At 63.6% G+C, this 24,713-nt stretch carries 23 protein-coding genes; 11 read left to right on the forward strand and 12 right to left on the reverse strand.

Annotated elements, in window-relative coordinates; translation table 11 throughout:
• Positions 1-97 precede the first annotated feature (97 nt).
• The 4 genes from J2R99_RS06185 to fabA form a co-directional block, all read right to left on the reverse strand.
• Positions 98-2,125, reverse strand: a complete 2,028-nt coding sequence (locus J2R99_RS06185) for a putative bifunctional diguanylate cyclase/phosphodiesterase (RefSeq protein WP_307154165.1) — start codon at positions 2,123-2,125, stop codon at positions 98-100.
• 161 nt (positions 2,126-2,286) lie between these two features.
• Entirely contained in the window at positions 2,287-3,117 is an 831-nt protein-coding gene (gene fabI / locus J2R99_RS06190) for an enoyl-ACP reductase FabI (RefSeq protein WP_307154166.1), read from the reverse strand.
• Positions 3,118-3,125: 8 nt separating this feature from the next.
• Positions 3,126-4,352: a beta-ketoacyl-ACP synthase I gene (gene fabB / locus J2R99_RS06195; RefSeq protein WP_307153575.1), complete on the reverse strand. Its 1,227-nt coding sequence runs from the start codon at positions 4,350-4,352 to the stop codon at positions 3,126-3,128.
• A gap of 36 nt (positions 4,353-4,388) precedes the next feature.
• Complete coding sequence (gene fabA / locus J2R99_RS06200) at positions 4,389-4,916, reverse strand: 3-hydroxyacyl-[acyl-carrier-protein] dehydratase FabA (protein ID WP_128290424.1); 528 nt, start codon at positions 4,914-4,916, stop codon at positions 4,389-4,391.
• 196 nt (positions 4,917-5,112) lie between these two features.
• On the opposite strand from fabA, the gene irrA reads away from it, so the two are divergent.
• Positions 5,113-5,541 (forward strand): iron response transcriptional regulator IrrA, encoded by a 429-nt coding sequence (gene irrA, locus J2R99_RS06205; RefSeq protein WP_092811906.1) that lies wholly within the window; start codon positions 5,113-5,115, stop codon positions 5,539-5,541.
• A gap of 169 nt (positions 5,542-5,710) precedes the next feature.
• Positions 5,711-6,826: an ABC transporter ATP-binding protein gene (locus J2R99_RS06210; RefSeq protein WP_307153576.1), complete on the forward strand. Its 1,116-nt coding sequence runs from the start codon at positions 5,711-5,713 to the stop codon at positions 6,824-6,826.
• A gap of 180 nt (positions 6,827-7,006) precedes the next feature.
• Here the strand turns inward: J2R99_RS06210 and J2R99_RS06215 are convergent, their stop codons facing one another.
• A complete protein-coding gene (locus tag J2R99_RS06215) occupies positions 7,007-8,539 on the reverse strand; it encodes a YifB family Mg chelatase-like AAA ATPase (RefSeq protein ID WP_307153577.1) in 1,533 nt (510 codons plus the stop codon).
• A gap of 334 nt (positions 8,540-8,873) precedes the next feature.
• Between J2R99_RS06215 and J2R99_RS06220 the strand changes: the two genes are divergently transcribed.
• Complete coding sequence (locus tag J2R99_RS06220; RefSeq protein ID WP_307153578.1) at positions 8,874-9,569, forward strand: YrbL family protein; 696 nt, start codon at positions 8,874-8,876, stop codon at positions 9,567-9,569.
• Between the two features lie 33 nt (positions 9,570-9,602).
• Here the strand turns inward: J2R99_RS06220 and gshB are convergent, their stop codons facing one another.
• The 3 genes from gshB to rsmI form a co-directional block, all read right to left on the reverse strand.
• Positions 9,603-10,550, reverse strand: coding sequence for a glutathione synthase (gshB, locus tag J2R99_RS06225; RefSeq protein ID WP_307153579.1), 948 nt, complete (start codon positions 10,548-10,550; stop codon positions 9,603-9,605).
• A 91-nt stretch (positions 10,551-10,641) separates the two neighbouring features.
• Complete coding sequence (locus tag J2R99_RS06230) at positions 10,642-11,007, reverse strand: YraN family protein (protein WP_307153580.1); 366 nt, start codon at positions 11,005-11,007, stop codon at positions 10,642-10,644.
• 16 nt (positions 11,008-11,023) lie between these two features.
• Positions 11,024-11,887, reverse strand: coding sequence for a 16S rRNA (cytidine(1402)-2'-O)-methyltransferase (rsmI, locus tag J2R99_RS06235; protein WP_307153581.1), 864 nt, complete (start codon positions 11,885-11,887; stop codon positions 11,024-11,026).
• Positions 11,888-12,037: 150 nt separating this feature from the next.
• On the opposite strand from rsmI, the gene J2R99_RS06240 reads away from it, so the two are divergent.
• The 3 genes from J2R99_RS06240 (at position 12,038) to polA (ending at position 17,551) form a co-directional block, all read left to right on the forward strand.
• Entirely contained in the window at positions 12,038-13,210 is a 1,173-nt protein-coding gene (locus tag J2R99_RS06240) for a penicillin-binding protein activator (protein ID WP_307153582.1), read from the forward strand.
• Between the two features lie 117 nt (positions 13,211-13,327).
• A complete protein-coding gene (locus tag J2R99_RS06245; RefSeq protein ID WP_307153583.1) occupies positions 13,328-14,398 on the forward strand; it encodes an acyltransferase family protein in 1,071 nt (356 codons plus the stop codon).
• A gap of 117 nt (positions 14,399-14,515) precedes the next feature.
• Positions 14,516-17,551 (forward strand): DNA polymerase I, encoded by a 3,036-nt coding sequence (gene polA / locus J2R99_RS06250; RefSeq protein ID WP_307153584.1) that lies wholly within the window; start codon positions 14,516-14,518, stop codon positions 17,549-17,551.
• A gap of 126 nt (positions 17,552-17,677) precedes the next feature.
• Here the strand turns inward: polA and J2R99_RS06255 are convergent, their stop codons facing one another.
• Positions 17,678-17,998, reverse strand: coding sequence for a hypothetical protein (locus J2R99_RS06255; RefSeq protein WP_307153585.1), 321 nt, complete (start codon positions 17,996-17,998; stop codon positions 17,678-17,680).
• Between the two features lie 261 nt (positions 17,999-18,259).
• Between J2R99_RS06255 and J2R99_RS06260 the strand changes: the two genes are divergently transcribed.
• The gene (locus tag J2R99_RS06260) at positions 18,260-18,901 is read left to right on the forward strand and encodes an HhH-GDP family DNA glycosylase (RefSeq protein WP_307153586.1); all 642 of its coding nucleotides are present in this window, start codon (positions 18,260-18,262) and stop codon (positions 18,899-18,901) included.
• Positions 18,902-18,912: 11 nt separating this feature from the next.
• On the opposite strand, the gene J2R99_RS06265 is transcribed toward J2R99_RS06260, so the two are convergent.
• Entirely contained in the window at positions 18,913-19,659 is a 747-nt protein-coding gene (locus tag J2R99_RS06265) for a sulfate transporter family protein (protein WP_307153587.1), read from the reverse strand.
• A 48-nt stretch (positions 19,660-19,707) separates the two neighbouring features.
• Between J2R99_RS06265 and J2R99_RS06270 the strand changes: the two genes are divergently transcribed.
• On the forward strand, positions 19,708-20,721 hold the full coding sequence (locus J2R99_RS06270) for an adenosine kinase (protein WP_307153588.1): 1,014 nt from the start codon (positions 19,708-19,710) through the stop codon (positions 20,719-20,721).
• 164 nt (positions 20,722-20,885) lie between these two features.
• Here J2R99_RS06270 and hslU read toward each other — a convergent pair whose 3' ends face one another.
• Together hslU and hslV are read right to left on the reverse strand one after the other, a co-directional pair.
• Positions 20,886-22,196, reverse strand: a complete 1,311-nt coding sequence (gene hslU, locus J2R99_RS06275; protein WP_128290437.1) for an ATP-dependent protease ATPase subunit HslU — start codon at positions 22,194-22,196, stop codon at positions 20,886-20,888.
• Positions 22,193-22,759, reverse strand: coding sequence for an ATP-dependent protease subunit HslV (hslV, locus tag J2R99_RS06280; RefSeq protein WP_307153589.1), 567 nt, complete (start codon positions 22,757-22,759; stop codon positions 22,193-22,195). Before hslV ends, hslU begins: the two co-directional genes overlap by 4 nt.
• Before the next feature lie 190 nt (positions 22,760-22,949).
• On the opposite strand from hslV, the gene hisB reads away from it, so the two are divergent.
• The 3 genes from hisB to hisH are packed head-to-tail and all read left to right on the forward strand — an operon-like array spanning position 22,950 to position 24,708.
• Positions 22,950-23,543: an imidazoleglycerol-phosphate dehydratase HisB gene (gene hisB, locus J2R99_RS06285; RefSeq protein WP_307153590.1), complete on the forward strand. Its 594-nt coding sequence runs from the start codon at positions 22,950-22,952 to the stop codon at positions 23,541-23,543.
• Between the two features lie 2 nt (positions 23,544-23,545).
• A complete protein-coding gene (locus tag J2R99_RS06290) occupies positions 23,546-24,070 on the forward strand; it encodes a DUF2628 domain-containing protein (RefSeq protein ID WP_307153591.1) in 525 nt (174 codons plus the stop codon).
• Positions 24,067-24,708, forward strand: a complete 642-nt coding sequence (gene hisH / locus J2R99_RS06295; RefSeq protein WP_307153592.1) for an imidazole glycerol phosphate synthase subunit HisH — start codon at positions 24,067-24,069, stop codon at positions 24,706-24,708. Before J2R99_RS06290 ends, hisH begins: the two co-directional genes overlap by 4 nt.
• Positions 24,709-24,713 lie beyond the last annotated feature (5 nt).

Here is a 24,713-nt window from a genome sequence, read left to right on the forward strand (position 1 = left end):
AACAGGAAAGGGCGCCCGCGAGGCGCCCTTTTCTTTTCGGCCTCACCACGCCTTCCGGCGGACGAGCCTCCAGCGCACTCAGAAAGCCCGAGATCGTTCAGCCGTTGGCGACGAGCCGGATGTTGCGCCCGCCGCCGCGTGTGGGGCCGGGCCCGGGAGTGGCCGCCCCGCCCACAACGCCATCCGCAGCGGTGTCCGCAGTCGTGTCCATACCTCCGCGGCCGCGCGCGGCCGTCGCGAGCGCCTCTTGCCCGATTACCTCTTCGACGGTGACGGGCGCGCCAAAGAAATAGCCCTGGGCGAGGTTGCAACCGCTCTCGCGCAGGAGATCACGATGCGCCTCGTTCTCAACCCCCTCTCCCACGACCGCCATACCGAGCGATTGGCCGAGGCGGCATACGGCGGACACGACTGCGCGTGCCTTTTGCGGATCGGAGATACGCGACAGGAACGTACGATCGAGCTTGATCTTGTCGAAGGGATAGCGAGAGAGAAGGCCAAGACTCGAGGTTCCGACGCCGAAATTGTCGAGGACGAGGGAGACCCCGGCTTCGCGCAGCCTTTCAAGCCGCGAAAAGGCCGCCTCTTCTCCGCGTCCGAGAATGCTTTCGTTGACCTCGATTTCGATCCGGTTGGGCGCGATATCTGAGTTCGCCAAGGCTTCGGCAATGTAGGTTTCCGTGCCATCGCGCTGCAGCTGCGCGGCCGAGAGATTGACCGCGACGCGCACACCGGGGGGCAAGGCACGACAATCGCGGGCGACCTGGCGGATCACCCATTCGCCCATCGGGATGATCAGGCCCGTCTCCTCGGCAACCGACAGGAACATCGATGTCGGGACGAGATTCTCATTGGTGAGCTTCCAGCGCAGAAGCGCCTCGTAGCAGACGACCTCGCCGCTCTTCAGATCATATTGCGGCTGATAGAGGAGGGTGAAGAGGTCGTTCTGGATGGCGTAGCGCAAGCCGTCTTCCAGGGTTTCGCGCGAGCGCTGGTCCTCTGCCATCTTCGGGTCGAAGAAACGCCAGGTCTGCCTGCCTCCCGCCTTGGCCCGGTAGAGAGCGAAATCGGCGTTTCGGATCAGCGTCTTGGCGGTATCGCCATTGTCCGGCCCGACGGTGATGCCGATCGAGCAGCCGATGGTGATTTCGTGGCCTTCGATGCGAAACGGCTGTTCGATCAACCGGATCATGCGATCGGCGAGCGCCGGCAGAGCGTGATTGTCGGGGACGACAGGGACGATGACGGCAAATTCATCGCCGGACAGCCGACAAAGCAGATCTTCGTCCCGCAGCGAGTTCTTCAAACGCTCCGCCGTCGCGCGCAAGAGATTGTCGCCGACCGGATGACCGAGCGTATCGTTGATGCTCTTGAAGCCGTCCAGGTCGAGGATCAGAAGGCCGATCTTGTGGCTCTTTTCGGAAGCCTTGGCGAGCATCTCCCCCAGGCTCTGTTCGAATTTCTTCCGATTGCCGAGCCCGGTCAGCTCATCGTGCATGGCGAGGTAGACGAGATCCTGTTTCTCGCGCTGCATTTGCTGCGTGCGGTAGGTGTAGCCCGCCATGAAGGAGAAGAACGTCACAACGGCGATGCCGGTCAGATAGACGAGCTGGCGGTTGAACGTCGTCAGGAGCTGGGACGCCTCAAATGTCTGGTCGAAGCGGACGGCGACCTGGCGCCCCTCGGGAGTGACCGGAAAAACGACCCAGGTCGCAAAATAGGGCGAAAGAAACAGGGATTCGTCGACAGCGTGAACCGAACGCTGCGGGTTCCCTGGGTGGCTCCCCGCCGTCTCCAGGATCGGCCGAAGCTCTTTTTCGGAGCGGCCTTCGTCGCCGACCACTGTCACGATGCCCGCCTGCGGATCACCGACGGCCAGTGTATCGATCGCAAAGGAGCGCAAAAGCGGTGCGTTGAGCGCTTCGGAGCGCCCGTCGAGGAGACCGTCCAGGCCGCTTCGGCCGTGGCGCGCACTCTCATACCAGGCCGTGGCGACAAGTGCCGCCTCGTTCTTCAGAACGGAACGGATCTGGTAGTGGCCGACAAGGAACATGCCGACGACGACGCTGACGGCAATGAGGACCGCAAGAAGCGGAGAGACTAGCCTCTTGCCGATCAGACGCATGCTCAATCCCCGTCGCTGCGATGGCTGCGCCATCCGATCGTCGGGAAGCTAGGTCACTGCGCTTAGAGAAGCGTAAATGGAGGACGAGACACGTTGTGGGAAACGGGGATAGAGGCGCGGCGAAATGGCAAACCGGCTAAATCTCTCGTGCGAAAAGCAGCCTATTCCGAGGCCGCTTCCTCATCGATGATATCTTCTTCCCGCTTCAACATCTCCAGACGGGGCATGGAAACGGTGCTGTAGCCGGAATCGACAAAATGGATCTCGCCCGTGACCGCTGCCGAAAGATCGCTCAACAGATAAAGCGCGGCACCGCCCACGTCGGAGATCGTCACGGCTCGACGCAGCGGCGAATTGGCCCGCTGATAGTTGAACATGAGCCGCGCATCGGAGACGCCCGAGCCGGCGAGCGTGCGCACCGGGCCTGCCGAAATCGCATTCACGCGAATGCCATCCGTGCCAAAATCGCTCGCAAGATAGCGCACCGAGGCCTCGAGCCCCGCCTTGGCGACGCCCATGACATTGTAATTCGGCATGACCCGGGTGGAGCCCGCATAGGTCAGGGTGAGCGCCGAGGCGCCCGGCGACATCAGCGGCGCAGCCCGGCGCATAATATCGGTGAAGGAGAAACACGAGATCACCATCGTGCGCACGAAATTGTCGCGCGAGGTATCCACGAAACGGCCCTTGAGCTCGGCGCGGTTGGAAAACGCGATGGCGTGGACGAGGAAGTCGAGCCGTCCCCAATCATCTGCGATCTTCGAGAACACGCCGTCCATGGAGGCGTCGTCCTCGACGTCGCAAGGATAGACGCGGGTCGAGCCAACGCTCTCGGCCAGCGGTTTCACACGGCGGCCGAACTGTTCGCCCTGATAGGTGAAAGCGAGCTCCCCGCCATGTTCGGCAACCGCCTTGGCGATGCCCCAGGCGATCGAATGATCATTGGCGACACCCATGACGAGGCCGCGCTTGCCTTCCATCAGGCCTTTTATGTGAGACATCAGGAACCGAGCCGTTGAAACACCAAAGTGGCATTGGTGCCGCCAAAGCCGAAGGAATTCGACAAGGCTGTGTTGATCTCCACGCCGTCGCGCCGTTCGCGCAGAATCGGCATGTCGGCGAAGGCGGGATCCATCTCCTCGATATGAGCACTCTCGCAGATGAAACCGTTTTGCATCATGAGAAGCGTGTAGATCGCTTCCTGCACCCCCGTGGCGCCTTGCGAATGGCCGGTCAGTGACTTTGTCGCCGCGATCGGCGGACATGCGTCGCCTGAGCCGAACACCTCGCGGATCGCCTCGATCTCCTTGAGGTCGCCGACCGGCGTCGAGGTGGCGTGCGGGTTGATGTAGTCGATCTTCTCGCCGACGTTCTGAAGGGCCATACGCATGCAGCGGATCGCCCCCTCGCCACTCGGCGCGACCATATCGACACCATCGGAGGTGGCGCCGTAGCCGACAATCTCCGCATAGATCCTGGCGCCTCGCGCCTTGGCGTGCTCAAGCTCCTCGAGCACGAGAACGCCCGCACCGGCGCTGATGACGAAACCGTCGCGGTTCTTGTCGTAAGCACGCGAGGCAATGGCCGGACGGTCGTTGTACTTCGTGGAAAGCGCGCCCATGCCGTCAAAGAGCACCGACAAAGTCCAGTCGAGCTCCTCGCAGCCGCCGGCGAACATCACGTCCTGCTTGCCGTATTGAATCTGCTCGCAGGCATTGCCGATGCAATGGTTGGACGTCGCGCAGGCCGAGGAGATCGAATAATTGATGCCCTTGATCTTGAACCAGGTCGCAAGCGTTGCGGACGCCGTCGACGACATGGCCTTCGGTACGGCGAAGGGGCCGACCTTTCGCGAGGAACCTGCCTCGCGGGTCTTGTCCGCTGCCTCGATGATGGCGCGGGTCGACGGCCCGCCGGAGCCCATGATAATCCCGGTCCGCTCGTGGGAGATGTCGCCCTTTTCGAGCCCCGAATCCTCAATCGCCTGTTCCATGGCGACGTGATTCCAGGCCGTGCCGCCGCCGTGAAAACGCATGGCGCGCCGGTCGACGACCGCGCTGGCATCGAGCGTCGGCGCGCCGTGCACCTGACTGCGCAGGCCATGCTCGGCATAAGACGGCGCGAACACGATACCCGAGCGCGCTTCCCGCAGGCTGGTCAAAACCTCCTGCGTATTGTTGCCGATCGAGGATACGATCCCCATACCGGTGACGACGACCCGCCGCATCACCTTCTCCCTTTGATAGTCTGGTCCCGACGCGCCTTACGCAGTGGCGACAGCCTGATTCGCTGTGAACAGCCCGACCTTCAGATCTTTTGCGCGGTAGATGACTTCTCCGTCGGCCTTCAGCCAGCCATCGGCGATGCCGAGCGTGAGTTTGGAGCGCAGGATGCGCTTCAGCTCTATTCCGTACTCCAGTCGTTTGACGGTCGGAAGAACCATACCGGAGAATTTCACTTCGCCGACTGAAAGCGCGCGCCCTTTGCCCGGGGCGCCGAGCCAGCCGAGGAAAAAGCCGAGAAGCTGCCAAAGGGCATCGAGACCCAGGCAGCCCGGCATCACCGGATCGCCATGGAAATGGCAGGGAAAGAACCAGAGGTCGGGACGTACCTCCATCTCGGCACGGATCCGCCCCTTGCCGTATTCGCCACCTTCGTCAGCAATCTCCGAAATACGGTCGAACATCAGCATCGGAGGCAGCGGCAATTGAGCGTTGCCCTCCCCGAAAAGCTCTCCCCGCCCGCAAGCAAGGAGGTCCTCATACTCGAAATGGCTGCGCCGCTCATTCATTGCATTGGTCTTTCTGTGAGGCGGGTCATTTGGGTTCCTTAACGACAACCCGCTACCTAACATACCGCGCCGCGTAGCGAAACCGAGCCACGCGGCAACAGCGACACAGCGTCAGAGTTGTCAGAACGATACAAATTCGCATATAGGGCTAAAGGCAGCGTTCCATAAACTCTTCGACTGCCGAGAGCGAGCTGACATGACGGCTATACACAACCACAATTCGCCTGAGCAGCTGACCCGTTGGCTGCGCCGTGCCGGTCTGCGGCCGACGAGACAGCGAGTGGCCCTGGCTGGTTTGCTGTTCAAGAAGGGCGATCGGCATATTTCTGCGGAGCTTCTGCACGAGGAAGCGCAATCTATGCGCGTGCCGGTTTCGCTTGCGACGATCTACAACACCCTGCATCAGTTCACGGAAGCCGGGCTGCTGCGAGAAGTCGCAGTCGATGGGGCGCGGACCTATTTCGACACCAATGTGTCCGACCATCACCATTTCTTCGTGGAAGGTGAAAACTCGCTCATGGACATCGAAGGGCCGGTCAGCCTGACGCAGGTTCCCGAGCCCCCGGAGGGCATGGAAATCACCGCCGTCGAGGTCGTGGTGCGGGTGCGCCGGACAGATGCCTGAGACGAAAGCCGGACAGGACTTCCTCAGTTTTTGCGGCCGAAGATAGCTTTTGGCCGAACAGGGCTGCAGCCACTCGCCCTATCGTGCGTTTCCCAGACAATTGCTGCAGCGACGGGCCGCTGGGTCCGGCGCTGAAAAAGCGATCGGTCGTCAGATGGGAGGAGCTTCGATGGCCAATGTCAGGCTGAGCGGGGTCGATAAGGCCTTTGGCAAGGTCAAGGTGCTCGAGGGCATCAATCTCGACATCAAGGATGGCGAATTCGTCGTCTTCGTCGGTCCATCCGGTTGCGGCAAATCAACGCTTTTGCGTGTGATCGCCGGGCTGGAAGACATCACGCGCGGCACGCTTGAGATCGGCGGCGAAACCGTCAACGACCGCACTCCGAAGGAGCGCGGCATCGCCATGGTCTTCCAATCCTACGCGCTCTATCCGCATATGAGCGTTTACGACAACATGGCCTTCGGGCTGCGCCTCGACAAAGGTTCGGGCCGCGACGCGGTGGACAAGCGGGTGCGCGAAGCGGCGCGCATTCTCCAAATCGAGCCCTATCTCGACCGGTTGCCGAAAGAGCTATCCGGCGGCCAGCGCCAGCGCGTGGCGATCGGACGCGCGATTACCCGTGACCCGGCGGTCTTCCTCTTCGACGAGCCCTTGTCGAACCTCGACGCGGCCCTGCGCGTGCAGACGCGCATCGAGATCGCCCGGTTGCACGAGAAGATGCCCGACACGACGATGATCTATGTCACCCACGACCAGGTGGAGGCGATGACGCTCGCCGACCGCATCGTCGTCTTGAACAAGGGCCGGGTGGAGCAGGTCGGCACGCCGCTCGAGCTCTACCATCGGCCGGACAATCTGTTCGTGGCGCAGTTCATCGGTTCGCCCGCGATGAACATTCTGCCTGCCACCTTCAACACCTCGCAAAACGCGCTTCGTGTCGTCCCCGAAGGCGGCAATGGTCTCACTTTGTCGCTTCCCGAAGGCATCGCCGTCTCACAAGGCCCTGGCCATCTCGGTGTCCGCCCAGAAAGCCTCCGGCTGGTTGGCGCCGGCGAAGAGGCTCTGATCGAGGGCGAGGTGACGCTTGTCGAGCTTCTGGGCGAGGTCACGCTCGTCTACGTCGATATCGGCCGCCAAGACGATCCGGTGGTGGCAAAGCTTGCCGGGGAAGCCGCGATCGAGCGCGGAGAAAACGTACGCCTCGCCGCCGACGCCGAGGATCTGCAGCTTTTCGACAAGAGCGGCCGGGCGCTTCGCCGAGATCCGCTGCAGAAAGCTGCCTGACCGACCGTTTGCGCCCGCCGTGGCGAGGAAAGACGTGGCGTGGCGCGGAAAGATGCCGTTCAGGCAAGGACGGGGCGAGAGATAGCCAAGACCTGCAAGACAAGGCGGGAGGATGCTCGCAAGCCCACCGAGCAAGCCCCCCGGGCGGAGCCTCCGCCGACCTGTCCGCGGGCGCCGCGATCATGCGGCCGCGGCCAGCAAAGACGCGCTCTGACGATAGCTTAACGCCTCCGCCACGTGGATGCGGCGCACCTTTTCCTCCTGATCGAGGTCGGCGAGCGTGCGCGCAACCTTGAGAACACGGTGATAGCCGCGCGCCGACAAGCCCATCGCCTCTGCGGCATCGCGGATGAGGCGAGCACCGGCCTCGTCCGGAGCTGCGACGTCTTCCACGACGCGACTGCCGGCCCGCGCGTTGATGCGCAGGCCCGGGAGGCCGCGGGAGATGTAGCGCTCAGCCTGCATTGCACGCGCCGCTGCCACACGTTCGCGCACGGCCGCGCTCGGCTCCGCCTCGGCCGGCCCGATCAAATCGATGGCGGAGAGTGCCGGCACCTCGATGCGAAGATCGATGCGGTCGATCAAAGGCCCTGATAGTCGCGCCTGATAGTCGGCAGCACAGCGGGCGCCGCGGCGACAGGTATGGCCGGGCTCGCCCGCCATGCCGCAGCGGCATGGATTCATCGCCGCGATCAACTGAAACTCCGCCGGATAGGTGACACGGTGATTGGCCCGCGCAATGACGGCTTCTCCGGTCTCCAGCGGCTGGCGCAGCGAATCGAGCACGGCCGGCGTGAACTCCGGCAATTCATCGAGGAAGAGCACGCCGTGATGGGCAAGGGAGACCTCACCCGGACGCGCATTGATGCCGCCGCCGACCATCGCCGCCATGGAGGCCGAATGATGCGGCGCCCGATAAGGTCGCTGGCTCGACAGCCGCCCGCCGGCGAGCGTGCCGGCAATTGAGGAGATCATCGACACGTCGAGGAGTTCGCGCGGGGCAAGCGGCGGCAGGACCGACGGTAGCCGGCTTGCCAGCATCGATTTGCCCGCGCCCGGCGGGCCGATCATCAGCATGTTGTGGCCGCCGGCCGCGGCAATCTCCAACGCCCGTTTGGCGCTCTCCTGGCCGCGGATCTCCGAGAGGTCGGGCAGCACCTCGCTCGCCGCGCGAAGCGCGGGCTTGGGCTGTGACAGGACCTGACTGCCGGCGATGTGGTTGGCGAGCGCGATCAGGCTCTTCGGCGCCAGAATAGCGAGTTCTTCACCCGCCCAGGCAGCCTCCCCGCCGCAAGCGGCGGGACAAATGAGCCCCTTCTTCAGCGCATTGGCACTAATCGCCGCCGGCAGCACCCCCGCCACCGCTTCGATGCGCCCGTCGAGGCCGAGCTCCCCGAGCACCACATGATCACCGACTGCGTCGGCCGGAATGGCGCCCATCGCCGCCATCAGCGCAAGCGCGATCGGCAGATCGTAATGGCTGCCTTCTTTGGGAAGGTCTGCCGGGGCGAGATTGACGGTGATGCGCTTGGCTGGAAGCGCAAGACCCGAAGCATGAATCGCCGCCTGCACGCGTTCGCGGCTTTCCGCCACCGCCTTGTCGGGCAGACCGACAATGTTGAAGAGCGTGCGCCCCGGCGCGATCAGCACCTGGACATCGACCGGGATCGCTTCGACCCCACGGAACGCCACTGTCGTAACGCGAGAAACCATCGCCCACACCCCCGTTCTGATTGCAGGATGACTCAGCTTTCACACAATGACAAGAACGAAAACGGAACGCGATCCGAGGGGCGCACCTGTTGCGCAAGGGGAACATTCCGAAACGCATCGGTCACATTTTTGCGCCCTCGCCGTTCCGGTCCTTGCAAGTGCGGTTTGTGAGGACTTTATGAAGGATACATAACACTCGCGGCGGATCGACGCTGCGGGTGCGAACAGGCGGCCGGGGCACATGGTCTGCGATTCGATTGAAAAAAGGCGCGCTTCCGCGCGCCTTAGGGCTTTTTTTGCGCCGGTTTGGGCATTTATCGCCGGACCGGAGACAATGCATGCGAGAGCGGACCGGCGTTCGGTGGCAGCTGCCGTCGATCTGAGCCGGGCGATCCCGTTTGCGCGCGGAGGACGACGGCTATGCTTTGTCGATCCCGCCCGCAAAGACCGCGGCATCAAGGTACGGCGACCGGATTACACGCTCGCCGACCAGCGCCGGGCGAAATCCGCATGGAAGCGTCTGCGTCCGCTCGTGCGCTTCGATGACAACCGCCAGGACGAGCACATCCTGCGTCGCCTCGGCCAAAGGCGCGGCGAGGTCGCCTTTGCGCATGTGGCGCGGCAGTTCGGATTCGTGTCGACGAGTTTGGGGCTCGGGCTCTCGGTGGAGCTCATTCGCGACGGCGACGGCGAGATCTCACGCACGCTCGAAAGCTATCTGACGATCCACGGCTATTCGCCGGAATGTCAGGCGGCCGTCGAGGTGTTTTGCGAGCATCTCGCCACCTATCGCGTCCCGACACGAAAAATCATGCTGTGCAATGTTCTCGTCCAGGAAGACGTCGACGGCCAAATCCGCCGCCTCGTCCTCATCGACGATTTCGGCACGACCAATTATTGCCCGTTCTTCCTGCGCACCGACACCTCGCAACAGCGCAAGGTGTTGCGCAAGGTCGACGATTTCGTCGCCCGCATCCACGGCTTCGTCGCCGGCGAGGTGACGCCGTCGGCCGTCTCGCTTCTCGACTAAGCCGGCCTTGAGGGCGGGGTTCTGCCCCGCCCGTCAGCCCTTGCAGCGCTGTTCGATTGCGTCCCACACCATCGCGGCCGCGTCGATATCCGAAAAACGCTGGAGCTCGCGGATGCCGGTCGGCGAGGTGACGTTGATCTCCGTCATCACGTCGCCGATCACGTCGATGCCGACGAGGATGAAACCGCGCGCCTTGAGTTCCGGGCCGATGCGGGCGCAGATCTCGCGGTCGCGATCGGTAAGCTCGGCGGCAACGGCTTTGCCGCCGACATGCATGTTGGAGCGCGCATCGCCCACGGCCGGGATCCGGTTGATCGCACCGGCGGGCTCGCCATCAACGATGATGATGCGTTTGTCGCCCTTGCGGATCTCCGGCAGATAGCGCTGCACGACGAAGGGTTCGCGGAAGGTCGTCTCGAAGAGCTCGATCAACGAGGACAGGTTTTCGTCCCCCTCGCTGATGCGGAAGACAGCCGCTCCGCCATTGCCGTAGAGCGGCTTCAGGATGATGTCGCGGTGTTCTTCACGGAAGGCGCGGATCGCCGCAATGTCGCGCGAAATCAGCGTCTCCGGCATGAGATCAGAGAATTCGGTGACGAAGAGTTTTTCCGGCGCGTTGCGCACATGGGCGGGATCGTTGACGACGAGGGTCTTCGGATGAACCCGCTCCAAAAGATGTGTCGCCGAGATATAGGCCATGTCGAAGGGCGGGTCCTGGCGCATCAGGACGACGTCGAAATCTTCAAGTCCGAGCTGCTGTTCCGCCTCGTCCAGCTCATAGTGCCGCCCGACCTCGTCGGCGACGCTGACCGCCCGCATGCGGGCAAAGACGCGGCCGGCTTCCATCGAGAGATGCCGCGGCTCGTAATAGAAGAGGCTGTGGCCGCGCTTTTGCGCCTCCAGCATCAGCGCGAAGGTCGTATCGCCGCGAATGTCGATCTGCGCGATCGGATCCATCTGCACTGCGACTGAAAGGGCCATTGGTCTCTCCGTTCTTCTGGCTTCTGCGTTAGCCGCGCTTCGTTCCGGATGCAATCGAGTGGCCGGATGCAATCAAGTGGGCCGGGTGCAATCAATTGGGAGGGCGAAAGGCGTCCGCAAGATGCCGGGGCAAACGGAAGGGCGAGACGAGGACGAGATCGAAGCGCTGCGTGAATTGCATGGCGGCCGGATGCCGGGAGATCCAAACGCTGGCCGCGGCGCCGATGCGCCTTTCGCTGCGCGGGGTGAGCGCCCAGTCTGCGGCCTCTCTCTCACCGCGAAGCTTCACTTCGACGAAAGCGATGGTGCGGCCGCGACGAACAATGAGGTCGATTTCGCCGAGCGATGTGCGGTAGCGGCGCGCGAGGATCCGGTACCCTTTCATCATCAAGAAGAGCGCCGCCGCCATTTCGGCCATGTGGCCCTGTCGGTAGGCGCGGCGCCGCTTCTCGCTCATTGGAGGCCCCGCTCTCTCACTCCTTGCCGAGCGAAAGCGCGCGCTGATAAAGCACGCGGCGCGGCAGGCCCGTTTCCTCGGCAACCTCGCGGGCGGCATCCTTGACCCCCATCGTGCCGAGACGTTCGGCGAGCATGCGGTCAAGATCTGCTTCATCGAAGCCTGCGCCCGCCTCCTTTGGCGCGGGGGGGCCGACGATCACGACGATCTCGCCTTTGTCCTGCCCGCCGGCCGCGTCGGCAAGATCGGCGAGCGAGCCGCGCAGGAAAGTCTCGTGCAGCTTTGTCATCTCCCGACACAGGCAGACCGGCCGGTCTCCGAGAATCTCTGCCGCGTCGCGGGCGAAAGCTTGAAGCCGATGCGGCGCTTCTAGGAGGACGAGGGCGAAGGGGAGGTCAACGAACCCCTGAAGCGTATCGCGGCGGGCTTTCTCCTTCGCCGGCAGGAAGCCGAGAAAGAGCGTCGCCTCGGCGGAAATACCGGCGACGCTCAAGGCTGCGGTCAGGCTCGAGGCTCCCGGAATGGGATGGACGGCGATACCTTCTCCAGCCGCACGCGAGACGAGCCGCGTTCCGGGATCGGAGACGACCGGCGTGCCGGCATCTGTGACGAGGGCAACGGCCTCGCCCTCCGCCATCAGTTTGACGAGGCGCTCGTCGACATCGGGATGGGAGTGCTCGTGATAGGCGGTGAGGCGGGTGGTGATGCCATAGCGCGAGAGGAGTTTGCGGGTCACCCGCGTATCTTCAGCCGCAATCACATCGGCCGCGGCCAGAACCTCCAGCGCCCGGATGGTAATGTCGCCGAGATGGCCGATCGGCGTTGCCGTGACATAGAGGCCCGGCTCAAGATGCGGCGCCGTCATTTCGTGGCCCCGCATGACGAAAATTCTATCTCTGTCTCCGGCCATTCTCTGCGGCTGCCCTTGAGACGGCGCCACGCGCCGCTTATGACGAATGCCTAGGATCCAAAAGGGGCCCTGGCAACCATTCCGGGCGGGAGAGACGACGTGTTCAGGCGGAATTTTTCAATGCCGAGTGGCCTCTTCGGCTGGGTCTCAGCAACTCTCCTTTTCCTGTTTCTGGCGGGATGCACCTCGATGTCGGGGAACGGCGGCGGTAATCTGCCGGTCAATCAGGGGCCGGCCGCTCCGACCGGCGAGGTCATCGGCAGCGGGACCACGCGGGTCGCCATGCTTTTACCGCTGACGGCGACAGGCAATGCCGGCAATGCCGCGCGGGCCTTCCGCAATTCCGCCGAGATGGCGATGAGCGATTTCCCCAATGTGCCGATCTCGCTCATCGTCTATGACACCGGCGGCACACCCGCCGGTGCGCAGGCCGCCGCCGAAAAGGCTGTCGCCGAGGGAACCAAGATCGTTCTCGGACCGCTCTTTGCCTCCTCGGTGAGCGCCGCTGCACCCGTGGCGCGCCGCGCCAACGCGCCGATGGTGGCCTTCTCCTCCGACGCCGCCGTCGCCGGGCCCGGGGTCTATCTCCTGAGCTTCCTGCCGGGCTCCGATGCCGAACGCATCGTCTCCTATGCGGCGAGCGAAGGGCGGGAATCCTTTGCCGCGCTCCTGCCCAACAACGCCTATGGCACCGTCGCCGACGCGGCCTTCCGCCAGGCGGTCGCCAATGCGGGCGGACGCGTCGTGGCGATCGAGCATTACGACCTCAACGACACCGACATCCGGGCAAAAACGGCCGATATCGCTGCCATTTCCTCACGCATCGACGCGCTTTTCATTCCAGACGCCGGCCAGGCCCCAGCCCTCATTTCGCAGGCGCTCGGCTCCGCCGGCAGCAATATCAAGCTTCTGGGCAGCGGACAGTGGAACGACCCGGCCGTCCTCAACAACGGTGCGCTCGCCGGCGGCTGGTTCCCGGCGCCGACGCGGCGCACCTTCGACGGATTTGCCGCGCGCTACCGGGCCGCCTATGGCTCCGAGCCGCCACGCAATGCAACGCTCGCCTACGACGCCACGGTGCTGGCGGCCGGGCTGGTGCGGCAGAATCCGGATGATGCGTTCTCCGCGAGCCTTCTCACCAACGCCAACGGTTTCAACGGCGTGGACGGCGTCTTCCGCCTGAAATCGGACGGCACCAATCAGCGCCAGCTGGCCGTCTACGAAGTCACCGGCTCAGGCGCCCGTCTGATCGACGAAGCCCCACGCAGCTTCTCCGGCGGCAGCGGCTTTTAAGGTCGAGTGCCGGCGCCCCATTCACTGCAATTTTAACTGTCTTTTAGAATTTGTCGCGACGTCGTGGCGCAAGCTTCCCATATTACGTGGGGTCTACCCCAATGGAAGGATCGCGCCATGGATGCGGCCGGCACGGCGACCAGCCCACGAACAACGCGTGTCGCATGGGTCGACGTCGCCAAGGGGTTTTGCATCATCATGGTGGTGATGATGCATTCCACTTTGGGGGTGGAGAAGGCGGTCGGCGCCAACGGCTGGATGAATTACGTCGTCGAATTCGCCCGCCCGTTCCGGATGCCCGACTTCTTCATGATTGCGGGACTTTTTCTGTCGGCTCGCATCACCGCGCCCTTGCGCCTCTATGTCGACCGCAAGATCCTGCATTTCGCCTACTTTTACGCACTCTGGCTCACCATCCAGTTCGTTCTGAAGGCGCCCGAATTCGCCTCAGACTATGGCTGGGGCGGTGCCTTGCTGTTCTACCTGAAGAGCTTCGTGGAGCCCTTCGGCACGCTCTGGTTCGTCTATCATCTGGCGATCTTTTTCGCCGTGACGCGCCTCGTCCATGGCCGCGTGCCGGCCTGGCTCGTCTGGCTCGTGGCGGCCGGGCTCGAGATTGCGCATATCGACACCGGCTCGATGCTGATCGACGAATTCGCGTCCCGCTTCGTCTATTTCTACACGGGCTTCATCCTGGCCGATGCGATCTTCCGTTTCGCGGACCGCACCGACCGGCATCTTCTTTTTGGCGTCGGCTATCTGGCGGCCTGGGGTGCCCTCAACGCGGCCTGTGTCTTCGGCGGTATCTCGAAACTCCCCTTCGTTTCGCTCGGCCTCGGTTTTGCGGGAGCGGTTGCGGTGTGCACCTTCTCGGTCTTGCTGGCGAAGACGCTCGTCTCGCGTCCGCTCACCTATCTCGGCGCCAATTCGATCGTCGTCTATCTCGCGTTCTTCCTGCCGATGGTGGTGGCCCGCACCATCCTTTTGAAGCTCGGTGTCATCACCGATATCGGCACGATCTCACTTCTCGTCACCGCGGCAGGCGTCATCGGCCCGGTCATTCTCTATGAGTTCACCCGCCGCACCGGCTGGGGCACCTTCCTCTTCGTGCGGCCCGCCTGGGCCCGGATCGACCAGCCCTGGCGCCGCAAGCCCGGGCAGAAGGCGGCGATTGCTCCGGCGGAGTAAATCTCCTCTTCGCAGGGGATGCGGCGTAGGCCGGATCGGTTCTGCTTGAAATCGGAGGCGCGGCAGTCAAATCTCCGCGCCATGAGCTCCTCCGAAAAATCCGCCCAAGGCGCCGGTATGACATCCGGCGATCATCTCGTCCTCGTCGACGGCTCCGCCTTCATCTTCCGCGCCTTCCATGCCCTGCCGCCGTTGACGCGTAAATCCGACGGCCTGCCCGTCGGCGCCGTCTCCGGCTTCTGCAACATGATCTGGAAGCTTCTGCAGGATGGGCCGACGCCGGAAAAGGGCGACGAGCCCACGCATTTCGCCGTCATCTTCGATTATTCGGCGAAGACGTTCCGCAACGAGATCTATCCCGAATACAAGGCGCATCGGCCCGAACCGCCGGAGGATCTCGTTCCGCAGTTCAGCCTGATCCGGGACGCCACGCGCGCCTTCAATCTCGCCTGCATCGAACAGCAGGGATGGGAGGCGGACGACCTCATTGCCAGCTATGCGAAGCTCGCCTGTGAGGCCGGGGCACGCACGACCATCATCTCCTCCGACAAGGATCTGATGCAGCTGATCGGGCCCTCCGTCATCATGTTCGACACGATGCGCGACCAGCTCATCGATGCCGAATTCGTCATGCAGAAATTCGGTGTCTTCCCCGACAAGATGATCGATCTGCAGGCGCTGACCGGCGATCCGACCGACAATGTGCCGGGGGTGCCGGGCATCGGGCCGAAGACCGCCGCGCAGCTTCTGCACGATTACGGGGATCTCGAAACGCTTCTCTCCCGCGCCTCGGAGATCAAGCAGAACAGGCGCCGCGAGAACCTGATCGAGTTCGCGGATCAGGCGCGCATCTCCAAAAAGCTCGTCGAACTTTCGACCAGCGTGCCGCTTGAGGTGCCGCTTGGCGATCTTGCCGTGGAGAGCCTCGATGCGGCGAAGGCGATCGGCTTCTGCAAGGCGATGGAGTTCAACACGCTGACCCGCCGCATCGCCGAAAAGATGGAGGCCGATGCGGCAGCGATCTCAGCGCCCACGCTCGAGATCGCGGGCTGGGGTGCAGGCCCCGCCGCCCACGGCCCGGACCTTGCCGAGACGAAAGGGGACGGGTCGGGCGATGTCGTGGCGGCTGTCGACGGCGCCTTAGCCGCCGAGCGCGGCTTCCTGGCGACCCCGGCCGATCTTGCGCGCCAGCGCGCCGAGACGGCGGCTGAGCCCAAGATCGATCCGAGCTCTTACGAATGCGTGCGCGACGTCGAGACGCTGCAGGCCTGGATTGAGCGCGCCTACGCGGCGGGCCGTCTCGCCTTCGATACGGAGACGACGAGCCTCAATCCCTTGCAGGCGACGCTATGCGGCGTCTCGCTTGCCGTCGCGCCGGGCGAGGCGTGTTACGTGCCACTCGGCCATCGCCGCCCGGAGGCCGCCCCCCATTCCGATCTTTTCGGCAATGGCCCGGAGACGGGAAAAGCCGGCGAAACCGCAGAGCGCGACGGTGCGGACTCTCTATCGTCGTCCGATTCTGGCGATAGTGACTATACGCAGATCGGGGAAGCCAAGGCGCTCGAACTCCTGAAGCCGCTCCTGGAAGATCCCACGATCCTCAAGATCGGCCAGAACCTCAAATACGACTGGCTGCTTTTGAAAGCGCGCGGCGTCGAGATCGCAGGTTACGACGACACGATGTTGATTTCCTATGCGCTCGATGCCGGCTTCGGCCAGCAGCACGGCATGGACATTCTGTCGGAGCGCCATCTCGGCCATAAGCCGATCGCCTATAAGGACGTCTGCGGCACGGGCCGCGACAAGGTCACCTTCGACTTCGCACCGATCGACCGCGCCACCTCTTATGCCGCCGAGGACGCCGACGTCACGCTGCGCCTGTGGCTCGTCTTGAAGCCGCGTCTTGTCGCCGAGGGGCTCACCAATGTCTACGAGCGGCTGGAGCGGCCGCTTCTTCCGGTGCTCGCCCGGATGGAAGAGCGGGGCATCAAGGTCGACCGCGACATCCTCTCGCGCCTTTCCGGACGCTTTGCCCAGAAAGCGGCAGGGCTCGAAGCGGAGATCGTCGAGATGGCGGGCGAGAGCTTCAACATCGGCTCGCCAAAACAGCTCGGGGAAATTCTCTTCGGTAAGCTCGGCCTGCCCGGCGGGCGCAAGACCAAGGGCGGGCAATGGTCGACGGACGTCAAGGTGCTGGAAGATCTGGCGGCCGAGGGCCATCCCCTGCCGATGAAGATCGTCGCCTGGCGCCAGCTCACCAAGCTCAAGGGCACCTATACCGACGCCATCCCCTCCTATCTCGATACGCGCGGGCGGGTGCACACCTCCTATTCGCTCGCCTCCACAACGACGGGACGGCTCTCATCGTCGGAGCCGAACCTGCAGAACATTCCCGTGCGCACCGAGGAGGGGCGCGAAATCCGCACCGCCTTCGTGGCCGAAGAGGGCACGAAACTGGTCTCGGCCGATTATTCGCAGATCGAACTCCGGATTCTCGCCCATATCGCGGAAATTCCAGCGCTTCGCCGCGCCTTCGAGGACGGTCTCGACATCCACGCGATGACGGCCTCAGAGATGTTTTCAACGCCGATCGAAGGCATGGACCCGATGATCCGACGCCGCGCCAAGGCGATCAACTTCGGTATCATTTACGGCATTTCGGCCTTTGGGCTCGCCGCCCAGCTCGGAATCGGCCGCGAGGAGGCGGGCGACTACATCAAGACCTATTTCAAGCGCTTCCCGGGCATCCGCGATTATATGGAGGAGACGAAGGAGAAGGCGCGCGACAAGGGCTATGTGGAGACGCTCTTCGGGCGCCGGGCGCATTTCCCGAACATCAAGCACTCCAACCATTCGATCAGGTCAGGCGCGGAACGCGCGGCGATCAACGCGCCGATCCAGGGATCTGCGGCCGATATCATCCGCCGCGCCATGATCCGTATGGAAGCCGCGCTCGCCGAGACGAAGCTCTCCGCCCGCATGCTCCTGCAGGTGCATGACGAACTGATTTTCGAAGTGCCGGAGGACGAGGTCGAGACGAGCCTGCCGGTCATCCGCGAAGTGATGGAAAAGTCGGCAGAGCCGGCCGTTGCGCTCCGGGTGCCGCTGCAGGTCGATGCGCGGGCTGCGGACAATTGGGAAGCGGCGCATTAGGCAGCCGCCGTATGGTGTCCCGTTAGGCGAACAAGCGCGCGCCCGGCCTCTCCTCGTCGGAGAGACCGGGCGCGGTGCAAACCTGCGGCCGGCATGCGTCGACCGCAATCGACAACGAAGCTTCAGTTACGCGGCGGTGCCGTCGGCACCGTTCGCGGGACCGGCGGGAGCCAGATCCAGGACAGCGCCCGAAGCCTTCGGCTCGATCGGCTGCAGCTGCTTGCGTTCCTCGTCGGTCCACGCGGCGATATGGATCACAGCCGCCGGCTCACCAGGCTGGTTCGGATCGTTCACCGGTTCCAGGACGAGAAGGCCCGTGTTGTCGACGTAAAACGTGTGGTCGCCGAAGTTCTGCTTCAGCGGCTCCATAGCCGGGTTGTCTTCCGGAATGGGTTCGGCACCCACGGTCTCACGGACCGCGGCAATCTGGTTGTCGCTGAGTTTCAAGCGTAGCCCCCATAGTACGGGGTTCGGACCCGACGCCACCGAACGTCTGCGGGTCCATCTATTGGGCGAAAGGGCGGCGCCATTCCTCGCAGGTAGGCGTCCCGCTTTGCTCCGCAAGGGGCGGAAGCCGGGCCTGCCGCGTTTTTATGCAGCTATCTGGTGTATTTTTGCAGTTTGACGTTGTTCCAGACGCTTCACATTGTGGGGAACAGCGAAGGAAGGCTCGGGTTTTCCAGATGAGCCAATTCCGGGGAGAGAGAGATGCCCGCATCGAAATCGGCGCGAATCAGGGCGCTCCTTGAGCGCCACGGCACCACCTATTGCGACGAGCTCGGCATTCCGATCGCCAAGAACACGCCCTCTCCCCTGTTTCGCTGGCTGACGGCCTCGATCCTGTTTTCGGCTCGCATCAGCGCCGACAATGCCTTTCGCGCGGCAAAGGCTTTGACGGAGGCGGGCTATACGACGCCCGACAAGATGGCCGCAGCGAGCTGGCAGGATCGCGTCGACGTTCTCACCTCGCATGGCTACGCCCGTTATGATGAAAGCACGTCGCGGATGCTCGGCGAGACGTCGGAATTGCTTTTGGAGAAGTATCGCGGCGACCTCCGGAAACTGCGCGAGGCGGCCGACGAGGAACCGGCCCAGGAACGCAAGCTCCTGAAGGAGTTCAAGGGTCTTGGCGATGTCGGCGTCGACATCTTCTTCCGCGAGGTGCAGCCGGCCTGGGACGAGCTTTTCCCCTTCGCCGACAAGAAGGCGCTTGCCGCAGCCAAAAAGCTCGGGCTCGGCGGGGATGCCGAGGAGCTCGCAAAACAGGTGTCGCTCAAGGATTTTCCACGCCTCGTCGCAGCTCTGGTGCGCGCCGATCTTGCCCGCGACCTCGGCAACATCGCCGGCTGATATTCACGTATTCACGCGGGCGCGAGAATACCACCGGGGGCACGTTCGCTCTTTTGGATGCGCTTGTGCACATGCACCATGAAGGCGGTGGCGAAAAGCGGCGCCAAGAGATTGACGAGGGGCACGGCGGTAAAGCCCGCGATCACGAGGCCGGCCAGGAAGATGCGGCCCGAATGGCGCAAACGCAGGACCTTGGCGGTACGCCGATCGTGGAAGCGCCGCGCCGCAAGGTCGAAATATTCCCGGCCGAGAAGATAGCCGTTGGCGACGAAGAAGACGACGACGCCGAAGCCGACAAAGAGCACGAGAGGCAAGGCGACGAGATTGACGCCGACGACCACGAGCGTGAACTTCAACGTGGTGAGAATGCCCTCCATCAAGGGAAGCGCCCTGCCCGCCGGCTCGCTCGGATAATGGTTCGTCTCCACCACCTCGGCGATCTCGTCGAGAAAGATGCCGGCAAAAAGCGAGGTCGCAGGCGCCACCAGGAAGGCGAGACCGACGATGAGGCCAATGCCTGAGACGATCGTCAGACCGGTTTCGAGCCAGGGATAGGGCAGTGCCAGAAAATGCACGATGAGCCCTTCGAGCACGAGCCACAAGACCAGCAAGAGCCCGAGCGTCAGGCCGACCGACTTCCACAACACGTTGCGGAACGGCGGCGAGAGGATTTCTTCGAGGGATCGTTGGGCATCGTCGAGCATGGCCGCGAAGAGATAGGAAAAGCGCGACGACCGGGCAAGCGGCGAGATTTGCAAAGCACCGCACGATCGGCTACCGCGCAAAAACCTTTTGGAGGGGAGCGAATGGCCGAACGGAAATACGATGTCCTGGCGATCGGCAATGCCATCGTCGATGTGCTGGCGCAGGCGGACGATGCTTTTCTCGTCAGCGAGAAACTCGTCAAAGGCTCCATGCATCTGATCGAGGCCGATCGCGCCGAGACGCTTTACGACACGATGGGGCCGGGCCAGCTCATCTCCGGTGGCTGCGCCGGCAATACGGCGGCGGGTGTCGCCTCCCTGGGCGGTTCGGCAGCCTTCATCGGCAAGGTGGCGGACGACGAGCTCGGCCATTTCTACCGCCACGACATGCAATCGGTCGGCATCGCCTTCCCCGCGAAGCCGCTGGCGGAAGGAGCGCCGACGGCGCGCTGCCTCATTCTGATCACGCCGGATTCAGAGCGCACCATGAGCACCTATCTCGGTGCCTGCCAGGAGCTCACCTCGGCCGATATCGACAGGGCCACCGTGGAAGCTGCGGAGATCACCTATCTCGAAGGCTATCTCTGGGATCCGCCGAAAGCGAAGGAAGCGTTCCGCACCGCTTCCGAGATCGCTCATGGCGCCGGCCGCAAAGTGGCGCTCACCTTGTCGGATTCCTTCTGCGTCGACCGCTTCCGGGCAGAATTTCTGGAGCTCATGCGCAGCGGAGTCGTCGACATCGTCTTCGCCAACAACCATGAGGTTCTGGCGCTCTATGAGACGAGCGACCTCGGCACGGGCATCGAATCGCTCGCGGCCGATGTCGGTCTTGCCGCCGTCACGCTCGGCGCAGAAGGCTCTCTCGTGGTGCGCGGAGGCGAACGCATCACTGTCCCGGCTCCCGAGGTCGACACGATCCTCGACAAGACCGGCGCCGGCGATCTCTTTGCCTCCGGCTTCCTCTTCGGTCTTGCCCGCAACGCGCCGCTCGGCCGCTGCGCGGAGCTCGGTTCGCTCGCGGCCGGTGAGATCATTTCCCATCTCGGCGCCAGGCCCCAGGCCTCCCTTCAGAACCTCGCGGAACAAGAGCGCTTGTTGGCTGGTCTCGCCGCCTGAGTTTCGGCGACTAGCGAAAGCTCTTTTAAATCAGAACTTTGAAAATTAAGTCGATCGACTGACTAAAAAGTGGGGCACGATCTAATGTCGTGCCCCGCTCGGCTTCGATGATCAAACACGTCTCAAGCCCTCGCCCGTCGTCCACCGACTGCGAGGTGAAGACGCTAGAGGATGAAGCGGCTGAGATCGGCGTTTCTGGCCAGATCGCCGACATGCTCCTCCACATAGGCAGCGTCGATCGTGACCGTCTCGCCGTGACGGTCCGGCGCCGTGAACGAGATCTCGTCGAGGATCCGCTCCATCACGGTCTGAAGCCGCCTTGCGCCGATATTTTCCACACTGGAATTGATCTCCACGCCGAGCCTCGCAATCGCGTCGATGGCGTCGTCGGTGAATTCCAGCGTCACGCCCTCGGTCGAAAGAAGCGCCACATATTGCTTCACGAGGCTCGCTTCCGTCTCCGTCAGGATACGGCGGAAATCTTCCTCGGTCAGCGCCCTGAGCTCCACACGGATCGGCAGGCGGCCCTGCAGCTCCGGCAGAAGGTCCGACGGCTTCGACACATGGAAGGCGCCCGAGGCCACGAAGAGGATGTGATCGGTCTTCACGGGCCCATGCTTGGTCGCGACCGTCGTGCCTTCGACGAGCGGCAACAGATCGCGCTGCACGCCCTCGCGGGAGACATCGCCGCCGGCACGCCCGTCGCGGGCGCAGATCTTGTCGATCTCGTCGAGGAAGACGATGCCGTCGTCTTCAACCGCACGGATGGCCTCCTGCACGATCTGGTCGTCGTCGAGGAGATTGTCGGATTCCTCGGCGATCAAGAGATCGTAAGAATCCTTGACGAGCGTCTTGCGGGTCTTGGTGCGGCCCTGGCCGAAGGCCTTGCCGAGCATCTCACCGACATTCATGACGCCGACGGAGGCACCCGGCATGCCCGGCACCTCGAAGGCGCCCATCGGGTTGGAGACGTCGCGCACCTCGATCTCGATCTCCTTGTCGTCGAGCAGGCCCTCGCGCAGCTTGTGGCGGAAGCTGTCACGCGTCGTCGGGCTCGCATGCTGGCCGACGAGCGCGTCGAGAACCCGTTCTTCCGCCTGCAGATGCGCCTTTGCCTGCACTTCCTTGCGCTTCATCTCGCGCACCATGGCGATGCCGGCCTCGACGAGATCGCGGATGATCTGTTCAACGTCGCGGCCGACATAGCCGACCTCGGTGAATTTTGTCGCTTCCACCTTGATGAAGGGTGCGTTGACGAGCTTGGCGAGGCGGCGGGAAATCTCTGTCTTGCCGACGCCGGTCGGACCGATCATCAAGATGTTTTTCGGCAGGACCTCTTCGCGCAGGGGCCCTTCCAGCTGCTGACGGCGCCAGCGATTGCGAAGGGCGATGGCGACGGCGCGCTTCGCCTCTTTCTGGCCGATGATGTAGCGGTCGAGCTCCGAAACGGTCTCGCGGGGGGAAAATGTGGTCATGTGGCGGACTCCGCCGTAAGGCTTTCGACGATGATGTTGTGATTGGTGTAGACGCAGATTTCGGCTGCGATCTGCATGGCGCGGCGAGCAATGTCTTCCGCATCGAGATCGGAATCTCCGAGAGCACGAGCCGCGGCGAGAGCGTAATTGCCGCCCGATCCGATGGCGGCCACGCCTTCCTGCGGCTCCAGAACGTCGCCGGTGCCGGTCAGAACCAGCGTCGTTTGCTTGTCGGCGACGATCATCATCGCCTCCAGACGCCGCAAATAGCGGTCCGTGCGCCAGTCCTTGGCGAGCTCCACGCAGGCGCGCATGAGCTGACCCGGATATTGTTCGAGCTTGGCTTCGAGCCGCTCTAGAAGCGTGAAGGCATCCGCGGTCGCACCGGCAAAGCCGGCGATCACATCACCTTTGGCGAGCGGGCGAACCTTGCGGGCATTGGCCTTCATCACGGTCTGACCCATGGTCACCTGGCCGTCGCCTGCGATCACGACTTTGTCGCCCTTGCGGACGGTCACGATGGTCGTGCCGTGCCAGGGGGCGGCGGGATCGAATTCTGTCACTGATTGCTCCTTGTCAGCGGATGCGGGTGAGCCGTGGAGGCCTCGACCGGCACCCCCTCTTTCTGTGCAGGTTGGCCCCTATTTAGGCATGCGCGGCCGGCCTGCAAACGCGCTGCGGCATGTCGGGTGCGTATGGTGCATTTGCAATGGTCCCGCCCGCTGGTAAGACGGGCGCCGAAGGAGAGCCGTGATGCGCAAGGCCGAGCTGAGCCGCGACACCAGCGAAACGAAGATCAGCCTCGCCATCAATGTCGATGGCGGCGGGCGGTACGATATCGAGACGGGCATCGGCTTCTTCGATCATATGCTGGAGCAGCTCGCGCGCCACTCCCTGATCGACCTGACGCTGAAGGCCGAAGGCGATCTCCACATCGACCAGCATCACACGGTCGAAGATGTCGGCATCGCGCTCGGCCAGGCGCTCGATCGGGCGCTCGGCGACCGCCGCGGCATCACCCGCTATGCCTCGCTCGATCTCGCCATGGACGAAACGCTGACGCGTGCGGCCGTCGACGTGTCGGGCCGGCCCTATCTCGTCTGGCGCGTCCGCTTCGACCGCCACAAAGTGGGCGAGTTCGACACGGAGCTGTTCAAGGAGTTCTTCCAGGCCTTGGCCCAGAACGCCCGCATCACGCTCCACATCGAGAACCTGTATGGCGAGAACGCCCACCATGTCGCCGAAACCTGCTTCAAGGCGGTTGCACGTGTGCTGCGACAGGCGCTTGCGCTCGATCCGAGAATTGCCGACGAGATTCCCTCCACCAAGGGCACGCTGACGGCTTGAGCATGTTTTCCAGGACGACCCATTACACGGTGCATCTGCCGCCCGAAAAAGAGGGCGTCGATGGGGCCCTGCGCGCCGCTTTCATCAAGGACGGGATGAACTGGCCGGCGCTCTTCATCCCGTTCCTGTGGCTTCTCTACCGGCGCATGTGGCTGCCGCTCCTGCTCTACCTCGTGGCAAGCGGAGCGGTTGCAACACTCGGCTTCCGCTTCGGAGAAGCGGCAGCGCAATGGTGTGGCCTTCTCTTTGCGATCCTCTTCGCACTTGAGGCCAACAATCTCCGCCGCTGGTCCCTGTCGCGCCGCGGCTGGCGGGAAGCAGGGGCGGCGTATGGCCGTTCCGAGGACGAGGCCGCGATCCGCTTTTTCGGCCGTCGGGAGGAAGAATTCGCCGCGTCGAGGCCGGTCGCCTCGCGGCCTGTCGTTCCGGAAGTCGCGCCGGCACGCCCGCGCGGGCGCCCCTGGTCGGCCGCCGGCGATCGCGACACACCGGAGGTCATGGGACTCTTTCCGGAGAGGGGCGGATGAGCGTTGCGATTATCGATTACGGTTCGGGCAATCTGCGCTCGGCCGCCAAGGCGTTTCAGCGCGCCGCCCGCGAAAGCGGCTATGCCGGCGAGGTCACCGTCACCTCCGACCCGGAAGTCGTGAGGCGCGCCGATCACATCGTTCTGCCGGGCGTCGGCGCCTTTGCCGATTGCCGCCGCGGGCTCGACGGCGTTGCGGACATGGTCGCGGCGCTCGAAGAGACTGTCATGAAGGTCGGCCGCCCCTTTCTCGGCATCTGCGTCGGCTGCCAGTTGATGGCGACCCGAGGCCTTGAGAAGGAGACGACGGCCGGTTTTGGCTGGATTCCCGGCGATGTCGTGGAGATCACGCCGAAAGATCCGGATCTCAAGATCCCGCATATGGGCTGGAACGAGCTCCGCCGGCAGAACCCGCATCCGCTTCTCGACGGCATCGATGAAGCGCTCGATGCGTATTTCGTGCATTCCTATCATGTCGTCGCCGCCGATCCCGAGCATGTGCTGGCGACCGCCGATTACGGTGGCCCGGTCACGGCGATGATCGGTCGCGACAACATCGCCGGCACGCAGTTTCATCCCGAGAAGAGCCAGGCGCTCGGCCTCGCCCTCATCGCAAATTTCCTCAACTGGCGCCCGTGAGGCCG

It is taken from the genome of Rhodopseudomonas julia, assembly GCF_030813515.1.
Classification (GTDB): domain Bacteria; phylum Pseudomonadota; class Alphaproteobacteria; order Rhizobiales; family Afifellaceae; genus Afifella; species Afifella julia.